The sequence below is a fragment of the Frankia gtarii genome (genome assembly GCF_025403375.1).
GTDB classification, from domain to species: domain Bacteria; phylum Actinomycetota; class Actinomycetes; order Frankiales; family Frankiaceae; genus Frankia; species Frankia gtarii.
Genome location: NZ_JAMPTM010000209.1, coordinates 1 through 12,012, shown reverse-complemented (window position 1 = coordinate 12,012; position 12,012 = coordinate 1). Strand labels below are relative to the sequence as shown.

10 protein-coding genes are annotated in these 12,012 nt (G+C 72.2%); 6 read left to right on the top strand and 4 right to left on the bottom strand.

What is annotated here, in order from left to right:
- On the bottom strand, positions 1-1,076 hold a 1,076-nt coding region (locus NBZ83_RS23830; RefSeq protein ID WP_308203822.1), incomplete at its 3' end, for a phosphatase PAP2 family protein.
- Between the two features lie 584 nt (positions 1,077-1,660).
- Here NBZ83_RS23830 and NBZ83_RS23825 point away from each other — a divergent pair.
- Complete coding sequence (locus tag NBZ83_RS23825) at positions 1,661-2,422, top strand: SDR family oxidoreductase (protein ID WP_261575832.1); 762 nt, start codon at positions 1,661-1,663, stop codon at positions 2,420-2,422.
- Positions 2,423-2,459: 37 nt separating this feature from the next.
- Here the strand turns inward: NBZ83_RS23825 and NBZ83_RS23820 are convergent, their stop codons facing one another.
- Positions 2,460-2,789 carry a hypothetical protein gene (locus NBZ83_RS23820; protein WP_261568262.1) on the bottom strand — a complete coding sequence of 110 codons (330 nt, stop codon included), beginning with the start codon at positions 2,787-2,789 and terminating at the stop codon, positions 2,460-2,462.
- A 599-nt stretch (positions 2,790-3,388) separates the two neighbouring features.
- Between NBZ83_RS23820 and NBZ83_RS23815 the strand changes: the two genes are divergently transcribed.
- The gene (locus NBZ83_RS23815; RefSeq protein ID WP_261568263.1) at positions 3,389-4,150 is read left to right on the top strand and encodes an SDR family NAD(P)-dependent oxidoreductase; all 762 of its coding nucleotides are present in this window, start codon (positions 3,389-3,391) and stop codon (positions 4,148-4,150) included.
- Between the two features lie 209 nt (positions 4,151-4,359).
- Here the strand turns inward: NBZ83_RS23815 and NBZ83_RS23810 are convergent, their stop codons facing one another.
- Positions 4,360-5,274, bottom strand: coding sequence for a TIGR03854 family LLM class F420-dependent oxidoreductase (locus NBZ83_RS23810; protein ID WP_261568264.1), 915 nt, complete (start codon positions 5,272-5,274; stop codon positions 4,360-4,362).
- Between the two features lie 190 nt (positions 5,275-5,464).
- Positions 5,465-6,673: a thioesterase domain-containing protein gene (locus NBZ83_RS23805; protein ID WP_261568265.1), complete on the bottom strand. Its 1,209-nt coding sequence runs from the start codon at positions 6,671-6,673 to the stop codon at positions 5,465-5,467.
- A gap of 375 nt (positions 6,674-7,048) precedes the next feature.
- On the opposite strand from NBZ83_RS23805, the gene NBZ83_RS23800 reads away from it, so the two are divergent.
- The 4 genes from NBZ83_RS23800 to NBZ83_RS23785 form a co-directional block, all read left to right on the top strand.
- Positions 7,049-7,549 carry a hypothetical protein gene (locus tag NBZ83_RS23800; protein WP_261568266.1) on the top strand — a complete coding sequence of 167 codons (501 nt, stop codon included), beginning with the start codon at positions 7,049-7,051 and terminating at the stop codon, positions 7,547-7,549.
- 237 nt (positions 7,550-7,786) lie between these two features.
- Entirely contained in the window at positions 7,787-9,736 is a 1,950-nt protein-coding gene (locus NBZ83_RS23795; protein WP_261575831.1) for a glycosyltransferase family protein, read from the top strand.
- Positions 9,737-9,964: 228 nt separating this feature from the next.
- Entirely contained in the window at positions 9,965-11,128 is a 1,164-nt protein-coding gene (locus NBZ83_RS23790; RefSeq protein ID WP_261568268.1) for a TAXI family TRAP transporter solute-binding subunit, read from the top strand.
- Positions 11,129-11,199: 71 nt separating this feature from the next.
- Positions 11,200-12,012, top strand: an 813-nt coding sequence (locus tag NBZ83_RS23785) for a serine/threonine-protein kinase (protein ID WP_261575830.1), incomplete at its 3' end; no start/stop codon positions are given.

Below are 12,012 nucleotides of genomic sequence, written 5' to 3'. Positions count from 1 at the left end.
GCCCTGTCCCGCCCCGCCACCCTCGACTGCGCAGCCGACTCGGGCGACGTGGCCGGCGGCGGCAACGCGACCGGCGGCACGGCGGGTGACGGCACGGCGGGTGACGGCACGGCGGGTGACGGCACGGCGGGTGACGGCACAGCGGGTGACGGTGCTTCCACCAATGTCGCGGGTGTGGGTGCGGGGATCCGCAGGGATGTCTCGTGGCGGTTCAGCCCACGCCCGGCCCACGCGCGGTTGGCCTGGTCGAGCACGACGATCGACACCACCACCAGCGAGGCGCCCACCAGGCCGTCAAGCCAGTAGTGGTTGGCGGTGATGACCACGACCACGATGGTGAGGACCGGGTGCAGCACCATCAGCCACCGAGCGCGATGGTGCAGGATCGTGATGACCGCCCAGGCCTCGAGCAGCGACCAACCGACGTGCAGGCTCGGCATCGCGGCGTACTCGTTGGCGATCCCGCCACTGCCCTCGCCGTAGGGCGAGGGGCCATAGACCGCGCCGGTGTCGACGAGCGACCCGTGCGGCACCGGCGGCAGGAAACGGGGCGGCGCCAGCGGGTACGACAAGTGGATGATCAACGCTATGCCGGTGGTCATGATCAGAACGTTGCGGACCCGGGTCCAGTGCCGGCGATGCCGGATGAACACCCACAGCAGCAGCAGGATGACCGACGGGAAGTGGACGAGGATGTAGAACCAGTCCGCGGCCCGGATCAGCAGGTGCGAGTGCAACGCCAGGCGTTGGACGGCGGCCTCGCTGGGCAGGTGCAGGAAGCGCTCGAATCGCCAGACGTCCTTCCCGGCGGCCAGCGCCGCCGACTCCCGGCCGCTGGCTAGGTGGCGGCTGAAGCTGTACGTCCCGTAGAGCACGGCGATGAGCAGAAGCTGGCTGACGGCGTACGCCACCGCCCCGGCCACCCGGCGCATCCGGGCGAGCGGGCCGGCAGGCGCACCGGCACCAGCGACGGCGCCCGCGTCCATCCCGCCGCGCTGGTCGGGCGGCGCGGTGGACGTTCGGGGCGGTGGGCAGCCCAGCGTCCCCAGCCCGTGCCGGACCAGAGGCGAGCTCACTGCCGGACGGCGGCCATCGGCCGAGTCCGTGGATGGGGCCCAGCGCATCGGTGTTCCTCCCAACGTTTCGCGGCCACCACGACGCGTCACGCCGATCAACCAGCGACAGACAGTCGACCCAACACCCGGTCACGCCGGTCCCGTCACCTGCCCGCTACCGACAACCACCACGAACCGTCCGGTATGCCCCGACCCTGCGGGCAGACCACCGGTCAGCGTGCACCCACCGGTCCCCGTGCCGATGACGACTGTGCTCCTCTGGATGACGACTGTGCTCCTCCGGACCACCTTCACGCCACGTGATATGCGCTGTCAGACATGCGGCACCTGAACCGTCGATCAACGACAGAGCCGGTCACGTCCCGACATTCACACGCCAGCCAGGCGCAACGCGACGGCTATGCCGCGGTTCGGCACCGTCAGTGTCGGATGTTCAACGCCCGGGCGCACTGGTGGCAGCTCCCCCATATCGCGGGTGGACTACTGGACCACGGCACTTCGGGCACCCTCGACGCCTCGCTGGAAGCAGGATGGCGTCCGGAGCCGCCCACAAGGTCATCCAATAAGTACGAGGAGTGATGGGCATGCCCAAACCGCACGCTCTCGGCGTGGCGGTCGTGACAGGTGGTGGCCGCGGCATCGGTGCGGCCTGCTCGGTTGCGCTCGCCCGGCTCGGCTGGGATATCTGCCTGGGCTACCGGGCTGACTCCGCCGCCGCCGAACGGGTGACACGGCGGTGCAGGGAGCTCGGCGTCGCCGCCGCGTCGGTGGCCGCCGACCTGGCGCAGCCCACCGGCGCCGTCGCCGACCTGTTCGCCGCCGCGGACCGGCTCGGCCCGGTGACGGCCCTGGTCAACAACGCAGGCGTGGTCGCGCCCGCCGCCCGGGTCGACGAGATGGACGCCGCGCGGCTGAACCAGATGTTCACCGTCAACATCGCCGCCGCCTTCCTGTGCTCGGGGGCGGCGGTGCGCCGGATGTCGACGCGCCACGGCGGGCCCGGCGGATCGATCGTGAACGTCTCCTCCGCAGCCGCGCGGCTCGGCAGCCCAGGGACCTACGTCGACTATGCGGCGAGCAAGGGAGCCCTCGACACGCTGACGAAAGGGCTCGCCCAGGAGGTGGCCGCCGAGGGCATCAGGGTGAACGGCGTTCGGCCGGGATACATCGACACGGAGATCCACGCCTCGGGCGGAGATCCGGAGCGGGCCCGGCGGCTGGGCGCGGCCGTGCCGCTGGGCCGGCCGGGCCGGGCCGAGGAGGTCGCGGACGCGGTGACCTGGCTCTGCACGACGCAGGCGTCCTACGTGACGGGGGCCGTGCTCGACGTGACCGGTGGGCGATGACCGGTGGGAGGTGACCGGTCGCCGCACCACGGTCGGCTCAGCGGGTGCGCTCGGGACGCAGGATCACCATCGCGTCCGGGTGGCGGCGGGTGTAGCGCACGGCGGCCCGGCGGGGAGAACCGCTGGCCCACTGAACGCTCCAGTCGACGCCGACGAGGTCGAGTAGCGACCGCAGCCGCTGTTTGAGCTCCTCCCGGGTCTCCTCCTCGGCGATCCGAGCGGCGCACATGACCGTCTCGACGCCGAATGCGCAATACACCCCGGCGGTCCACCGCGCCCAGCGGGACCAGCGGTCCATCGTCGCGATCAGCACGAGATGGCCGTCGAGCCGCGCGGCCAGGTCGGCGGCCAGCAATACATCGGCCATATCCGACAGATCACCGAAGCGAACGCCAAGCACGACATGGCGTTCGGTCCGAACCCGGGGGGTGACTTTCGTTCGCTCTGCCCGTTCCACGTTTCCTCCAGCGAGGCTTTCCCCAGCGCCGTCGATCGACTGTCGGTGTGAACGGGATTGTCTCGCTTCACGGCCTGCGGTGCCGAGGATACCGACACATCGTCAGTACCCCCTCTACCCGCAGATCATCTGTTCCGGATCGCGTTTGGGCACGACGCCCGTCGCGCTGGCGGGTAATGCCGCCAGATGCCGGGTCCGCACCGCCTGTCAGCCGCTCACCGTTCCCGGTTGATTGTGGCGGGCAAAACCGGAAAGGGGAAGACCTTGGCGGTAGCGATGGGCCCTGGAGTGCTCCCACCAGTGGGCCAAACCGACCAGTCGTGACCGAGGAGACGCAGGCGATCACCTCCGGTGTTCCGCGGGTGTCCACGGGCCTCACCTGCGACGCTTCAGACAGAGCGGGCCGGGTTCCGCCGGCGGCTCGCGGCGGGTCCGCACCGGCGGGCGCAGAGCCGCATGACGATCGCCGCCGGCACGACGGTGGCAACCTTGGCGCGAAGGAGCACCAGATGTCGGTGTTGGACCGGTTCCGGCTGGACGGCCGGGTCGCGATAGTCACGGGGGCATCATCCGGGCTCGGGGTGGACTTCGCCCGCGGCCTCGCCGAGGCCGGCGCGGACGTGGTCCTCGCCGCCCGGCGGGTCGAGCGGCTCGGCGCCACCGCAAAGCTCGTGGAGTCGGCCGGTCGCAGTGCCCTCGCCGTCGCCGCCGACGTGGCCGACCCGGCCAGCGCCGAGCGTGTCGTGGCGGCCGCGATGGAGGCGTTCGGCCGGGTGGACGTACTGGTCAACAACGCCGGGGTCGGGACGGCGGTGCCCGCCCTGCACGAGACGCCCGAGCAGTTCCGCTCCGTCCTGGACGTCAATCTCAGCGGTAGCTACTGGATGGCGCAGGCTGCCGCCCGGGTGATGCGGCCAGGCAGCAGCATCGTCAACATCTCCAGCGTGCTGGGCCTGACGACCGCCGGGCTGCCTCAGGCCGCCTACACGGCCAGCAAGGCCGGGCTGATCGGGCTCACCCGAGATCTGGCCCAGCAGTGGACCGGCCGCCAGGGCATCCGGGTGAATGCGCTCGCCCCCGGTTTCTTCCGCAGCGAGATGACGGACGAGTACCGGCCCGGCTACATCGAGGCGCAGTTGACGCGGGTCCTCGACGGCCGCTTCGGGGAACCTGCGGAACTGACCGCCGCGCTACTCTTCCTGGCGTCGGACGCCGGCAGTTTCGTCACCGGGCAGACGCTCGCGGTGGACGGCGGTTTCAGTATCACGTAACCCGCCCCCCGAGGAGCACCGCCGTCGACCATCCGCATACGGCCGATCTGGGACGCGAACCTCTTCCCACCTGCCGGACACCGAACGTCCGTGTTGCCCGGCAGGTCCGGATCAACCGTGGACGTGGTTCTCCGGTTGCCTCGGTTCTCCGGTTGCCTCGGTTCTCCGGCGGCGTCAGTACTCCGGCGGCGTCAGCTTCGCGGATGGCGTCAGCTTTCCAATGGCATCAGTTCGGCCGCGAAGGAATCGAGGAAGCTCGGCCACCCGTCCGGCGTCGTCGCCGGATGGACGACGAACTTGCTCACCCCGACGGCGAGGTACTCACCGATCAACTCCCGCGCCGCGGCCCACCCCACCGGCATGAGCCGCGATGGATCGACGTCGGGGTAGCGCCGCCGCAGCGCCGCCAGGGCGTTGGCCGGCGGCGGCGCGAAGGCGACGCGCAGACTCAGCCCGAAGTGATCGTCGTCGATCCGCCGGCCCGCCGCCACTGCGGCCTGCTGAATCTCGGCGATGCCGGCCGCCGCCTGCTCGGGGCTGACCATGCTCGCCAACCAGCCGTCGCCGAAGCGGCCGATCCGACGCAGCGCGGCCGGGGCCGCACCGCCGAGCCAGATGTCCAGCGGCCGGGTGGGCAGCTCCCCGATGCCGACGTCGGTGAAGTCGAAGAACTCTCCGTGGAAGGTCACCCGCGGCTCGCGCAGCAGCCGCCGCAGGACGTCCAGCGCCTCGTCGAACACCGCACCTCGACGGCCCGCGGTCCCCGCGGGCCGGACCCCGCCGCGCCCCTCGGGAAGCGGGTAGGCGGGCCGGTCCTCGGGCCGGCCCGGGGCGAGGCCCAGCACCGGCAGCACCCGGCGCGGGGCTAGCAGCGCCAGCGATCCCAGCTGCTTGGCGAGCAGCACCGGGTTGCGGCCCGGCAGCACCGCCACCCCTGAGCCGACCTTCAGCCGGCTGGTGCGGCCCAGGGCAAAGGCCATCCCGGCGAGCGGGTCCACGGCGGGCGTGGAGAGCTGTTCGGACAGCCACAGCGAATCGATCTCGAGCTTCTCCAGCCGGTCCACCAGAGCCGCGAACCCGGCCGGCGCGACGCTGCCGAAGCCAATGCCGATCCGGACCTTCATCACCCGCTCCATCCTGGCCCGGGATCCGTCGGCGCCCGAGCTCTCGCTCCATAGTGGGGGCTGAGCGAGCGACGTGGGTCACCTTTACGGGCACTGCACCGTCCGAATCCGTCCAGTGACATCGTCTCCGGGCGCCACCGAACGACCGAGGCCCCGCCGCCCGCCACGTTTCGTGGCCAGCGGGCGGTGTTCAGCTACCGGCGGTGTCGACTCCGGGCACGGCGGCGAGATCCGCACGCAGGTCGGCGACCACCTCGGCGAGCAGGGGCTGGCGCAGGACCGTCCGGTGGTCCCCGGGGATGCGCCGGATCGACGCGGGACCGGCGAGCACCCCGCGCCACGCCTCGATCTCGTCGTGGTCGTCGGCGAGCCAGACGACCGTGCGCCCCTCGTAGGTATGCGGCCGGTAGGCCATCGTGAGGATGCGACCCTGATTGTGGAAGACGTCGTAGCGGTGCGTTCCGCGGAAGCGGACGACGCCGGCGAGCGGGAGCTCGACGAGCTGGCGCAGCCGGTCGGCCACCACCCGCGGGCCCAGCGCGGGGCCCTCGTCGGCGGCGAGCGGCCCAGGTCCGTCCGAGCGTGCAACGTCCTGCGGCCGGTCCGGGTGCCGGCCCTCCAACTGGCTCGTCGGGATGATCGCGCCGGTGCGGGTCAGCCGGGCGGTGCCGGGCAGGTAGGTGTCGATCAGCGCCAGCAGGCCGACCTCATGGCCCGCCCGCCGCAGCAGCCGGGCTACCTCGAGCGCGATCAGGCCACCGAACGAGTGCCCCGCCAGCAGGTACGGACCGGTCGGCTGCAGCAGCCGGAGCTCGGCCACATGGCGGCGAGCCGCGGCCGCCACCGACCAGTCCGGGATGCCGCGCTGTTCCAGAGCGTGCGCCTGCAGTCCGTAGACGCGGCGTTCGGCGGCGAAATAGCGGGCAAACGGCAGCAGGGCGATCGCGGGCGCGCCGGCCTCGGGGAAGCAGAACAGCGGCGTGCCCGGTGCGGCGGCGGTCAGCGGCACCACGGTGGGGTGGCGGTCCGCCTCCCCCTGATGGGCGGCCCAGACTGCGGCGAACCCGGCCGGCGTGCGGGCCGCCACGATCTCCGACACGGGCAGCGCCACCCCGAACTCGTCGCGCAGGACCGCCGCGAGCTCGCCCGCGGCCGCCTCGCCGCCAGGGGTCCCCACGACGTCGTCGTGCGGGCCGATGGCGGTCATCCCGAGCACGCGGGCCCACAGCAGCGTCGCCGCCATCTCGTACGGGTCGTCCCCCGTCGGGTCGGCGGCAGCAACTGCGCCGCCGGTGGGGCCGGTGGCCTCCGCGGGAGTCGTGACGTCCACGGTGTTGTCTGGACTCGGTGACAAGGAATCGGGCAGCTGGTCGGCCGCGGACGTGCCCAGCAACGACATCACCCCATAGGACTATGTGAAGGCCACATTGAACACCAGTGTCGGACTAGCCCAACACGCCCGTCGGTGTCGGGCGGTCCGGCGATGATTCCCGGGCCGCGCCTGCGTCCGCGACCGGCTACCGCGCTCCCCGCGACCAGCGGACGGCCCGTCCCTGGCGGCCACGCCAGCCCGCGCGCCGCGATGCGGCGAGTCGTGCGGCCCGGAGTTGCCATTGACGTCGGCGGCCCCCGGCGTCCACCGTGGAAGCGTGGGCGATGTGGGCAAACCCGAACGGATCGTCGAGGACGAGCCGATCAGCTTCCCCGATGCCGAGCCGTTGACGATCCCGGCCGTCCCGGCCGCCCCGGCGCCGGAACGGGAGCCGGTGCCCGGGTGAGCCTGCTCGGCTGGCGCCAGTGGGCGGTGGACGACCGGGGGCAGCTGCGCCCGGCCTGGACTCCGTGGTCGCCGTTCCCGCCGAGCATGCTGCTGTGGCGGGCCGACGGCATCACGCAGGCACAGTGCCTGCGGACGAAGCGGCCCGATTCAACCGCCGTCGGCGCACCGGCCCCGGCTGGTCATGACCGGGTGCCGGACGAGCATTGCCTGTGCGGCCTGTACGCCTGGCGCACCCCGGAGATCCTCGCCGCGGCGCGCCGGCCGCGCTGGACCGCGCTGCCCTGCGTGGTCGGCGTGGTCCGGCTGGGCGGGCGGATCATCATCGGCGAGCGAGGCTACCGCGCGGAACGGGGCTACCCCGTCGCCGTGCTCGACCGCCATGGCGTCGTGTCCGCCAGCTACACCATCGCGAGATATCGCACTTTTTCGGCCCTGGTCGCCGAGTGGACGCCGTCCGGACCCGAGGCGACGGGCATGGATCAAATAGCCGGGTAATCCCGGGCAGATAACGCAGAACCGCGGCCGATGCGTCGCCAATCGGTCGGGTCCCCCGCGGGAACGGGTATCTCCCGCGGGACCACTCCTACCAACGCCGGTCACACTGCGCACCAGGTCAGGTGCGTTTTGCCCGCAATGGGGGTAGCCGGGGCGGATATCGTCGGCATCATCGCGCATATCCCGACCAGTGCGGGCAGCGCGTCGGGCCGCGGGGCACGCGAGGGGGGGACCGTCGTGACCAGCTCCGAGATCAGCAGTACCGGAACCCCGCAAAGGGGGGCTCCGAAGACCAGCAGTCCGGAAACCGGGGTCGCGGGGGCATTTCCGATCGTCAGGCCGGCCGGGCAGCGGCCGCCCACCACGCCGGCGGCAGGCCGCGACCGGCGGCGCCGGCTGGTTCCACTCGCGGTGACGCTCAGCTATCTCGCCCTGTCCGTCTGGATCTTCCGCGCGAGTTGGCGACATCTCGGGGAGATCACCTACGGCGGCGGTGACGCCTACCTGTTCTCGTGGTTCCTCGGCTGGACACCGCACGCGTTCGGCAGTGGCCTCGCCCCGTTCCTGACCCACCACATCAACTCCCCCACGGGCGCGAACATCCTCTGGAGCACCCCGGTGGTGCTACTCGGCCTGCTCACGGCGCCGATCACCCTGCTGGGCGGTCCCGTGACCACGCTGACGGTGCTGCTCACGCTCGCCCCCGTGGTCAGCGGCCTCGCCCTGTTCTGGGTGCTGCGCCGTTGGGTCCGGGACTGCCCCGCCGCTCTTGCCGGCCTGCTCTACGGCTTCGGGCCCTACCTGATCGGCAGCTCCTACGGCCACCTGCACCTGGCGTTCGCCCCGTTCCCACCGCTGCTGCTCGGCCTGCTCGATGATCTGATCGTCCGCGGCCGCAGCCCGCGGCGCACGGGGATCCTGCTGGGATTCGCGGTCGCCGCGCAGGCCCTCATCGGCGAGGAGATCCTCGCGACCTCGGCGCTGACGGCGGCCGTCGGGCTCGTGGTTCTCGCCGCCCGCCACCGCGCTGCGGCCCGCGAGCGGCTGGGCCCGGCGCTGCACGGTCTGGCGACGGCCGCACTGGTCGCCACCGTCGGACTCGCCTGGCCGCTGGGCGTGCAGTTTCTCGGCGGGCAGCGGGTCCACGGCTCGATCCAGCCGTCCGGCATCGCCGTGACCGACCTGTGGAGCTTCGTCACGCCGACGCCGCTGCAGGAAATCGCCCCGAACCTCGCCCTGCGGCACAGCCTGCGCTTCACCGGCAACGCCGTCGAGGTCGGCGGCTACCTGGGAGTTCCGCTGATCCTGCTGGCGCTGGCCGCGACGGTCCGCGCGCGCCGCCACCCACTCGTCGGCGTCCTCGCCCCCGTCGGCCTGGTGATGGCGGTCCTCTCGCTGGGCGACCACCTGCACGTCGACGGCCGCGCCACGCGGATCCCGCTGCCCTGGCTGGTCCTCGAAAAGGTGCCGGTGCTCCACAACGCCCTGCCCTCACGATTCGCGCTGTACGTGATGATGTGCGCGGCCGCCGTGACCGCCGTCGGCCTGGACCGGTGGCGCGATGAGCACCGGCGCGCCACCGACCCTGCGGATGTCCCGCCGGTGGACGGCACGTTTCCGGACCTGGGCAGCCTCGACGGGCACGGCGACACGCACAGCGGGTCAGGCGGATGGCGCGGCTGGCTCGCCCGATCAGGCGCCGCCCTGGTGACCGCCGGCGCGCTGGCCGCGCTCGTCCCCGCCCCGCTGCTCACCACGGCGGCCCACACCCCCGCCTTCTTCACCGGCGACGGAGTGCGGCAGATCCCGGCGAACGCCACCGCTCTCGTCGTCCCCTACCCGCATCCCCAGCAGGCGCAGGCGATGCTGTGGCAGGCCGAGGCGCACTTCCGCTTCGTCATGCCGGGCTGCTACTGCACCGTGCCGGGCCCGACCGGTCGGGCCTCGTTCCACGGCCCCGGCGATGCCCTGACCTCCGCCCTCATCGACCTCGACAACGGCACGACGACGGCGGCCGCCGCCCTCGGATCATCCCAGGTCCGCAACGCGTACAGGCGGTTGTCCCCGGACGCCGTCGTACTGGGGCCGGCGCGGCGACCCGCCGAGCTGCGCGCGCTGCTGGGCAGCCTCGTCGGCCGCCCGCCGCGGCACGTCGGCGGGGTCGACCTGTGGTTGCCCGCGCGATGATCCACCGCGGGCGTCGCCCGCGCTGATGTCGCCCAGCGGACAGTCGAGCCGCCGGGAAGAATCGTCACCTGGAAGAGTTTGGCGAGAAGCTGGCCGCAGGACGGACATTCGCGCCGCCCGGCCGGGAACCCGCCACGACGATTCCTCTACGATTTCCCGCATTCCGCGACCCCGGTTCGCAGGTCGACAGGTCGTCGCAGGTCAACAGTCCAGAACGGAGGACGCGCGGTGTCGACGGACCAACCGGCGGGCCGCCGGCCGGAAAGGCTGACCCGACGCCAACGCGCCGCCGTGGTCGGCATCGTCGTGCTCGCCGTGGCAGTCGCCGCTTCCCTCGCCGCAACAACCGGGGGTTCCTCGGCCGCGGGCGGCTGGCCGCCTGCCGGGCGGTCGGCATGCGCATCCGTACAGATCTTCACCGGCACCGTCGGTTCCCCGTACAACCAGTTTGCCCGGGTGCTTCGTACCCGGCTCGAGGCGGCGCCGGAACACTTCGACGTGGACGTGGTGGAGACGGCCGGCTCCACGGAAAACATCTACGACCTCGAATCCCCCGAGCCGCCCCGCTGCGGATTGGCAATTGCCCAGCTCAACACCACCGTGGACGCCACGGAAGGGGTGAACCAGTTCGACCCGACGCGCGGCGGCCACCCGGTGGCGGGGCTGCGCACCCTCGGGCCGGTGCACCAGGATCTGCTGCACGTGATCGTCCGGGACCGCCCGCTCGGCCCGGACGACCGGCGGGTCGACAGGCTGGCCGAGCTGTGCAACCGGACGATCGCGGCCGGCCAGCCGGGTTCGGGTGTCCGCCAGATCGGCGACGTCCTGCTACGGGTCGGCCTGCCCAACTGCCATCCCGACCTCGACGACTCCTCCATCGACGAAGCACTGCGGCGGCTGTCCGCGGGCACGGTGGACGCGGTCGTCTGGGCCGGCGGCGCGGGCACCCGGCAGATCAGGACCGCCATCGCCGCCGGAGCCCGGCTGCGCCTGCTCGATCTGTCCGAGTACCGGACCCCGATCACGAAGGACTGGAACACGTTCTACGGCAACCGGGCGCACTTCTACGCCGGCGAGGTGTTCGGCGCCGGCGACCTGGGCCCCGCGGACTACACGGGAATCCGCCCGATCCGGACCGTCACGATTCCCAACGGCCTGATCGCCCGCGCCGACACCGACCCGGTGCTGGTCCGCCGGGCGACCGCCGAGCTGTACCGGGATCGGGGCGACTACGAGGGGGTGCTCTGGGGCGCCAACCCCGCGCACCGACGCATCCCGGACGCCCTGTCCATTTACGAAGGGCCGCTTTTCTGCTATATACCGCTGCATCCGGCAGCCGCGGAATACTACCTTCGACAATTCCAGCGGGTACCGAGCTGCGGCGCAGCCTGACGTGACCGGGACCCGTAAACGCATGGAGCCCGAAGGCGGGGCCGCCGGAGACTGGGGCTAGAGGACACACCGTGCTAAGACCACTGACCGCTACCGACCCCAGGCTGGTGGGGCCGTACCGCCTGCACAACCGCATCGGCGCCGGGGGCATGGGGATCGTCTACCTCGGGTTCGCGGACGAGGAACTGCCGGTCGCGGTGAAGGTGCCGCATGAGGCGTATGCCAGCGATCCGGAGTTCCGGGCGCGGTTCCGCGCGGAGGTTTCGGCCGCGCGGCACGTTCGGGCGAGCACCGTCGCCCAGGTGATCAACGCCGAGGTGGAGGGCCCACGCCCCTGGCTCGCGACGGAGTACGTGCCGGGCCCGACGCTGCACGCCGCCGTGCTGGAGCACGGGCCGCTCGTCGACCGGCACCTCGACAACCTCACGCTCGGTCTCGCCGCCGCGCTGGAGGCCATCCACGGCGCCGCGGTCGTGCACCGCGACCTGAAGCCGGCGAACATCGTCATGTCCTGGACCGGACCGAAGGTCATCGACTTCGGTGTCGCCCGCTCGGCCGAGTACACCGGCTACACCCAGGACGGCGAGCTGGTCGGGACGATCGCGTGGATGTCCCCCGAGCAGCTCGGCGGGCAGACGGCGAGCCCGGCCTCCGACATCTTCGCGTGGGCCTGCTGCGTGGTGTTCGCCGCGACCGGACGGCGGCCGTTTCGCGGCGAGTCCCAGGAGATCGTCGCGCTGCGGATCGAGGCGGCCGAACCAGAGCTGGCCGGCACCCCCGACCGGTTGCTCGAGCCGGTCTCCCGCTGCCTGGCGAAGGATCCCGCGCTGCGCCCCTCGGCCGGCGAGCTCGTCGGGTTACTCACCCGCCGGCTCTCCCTGCCC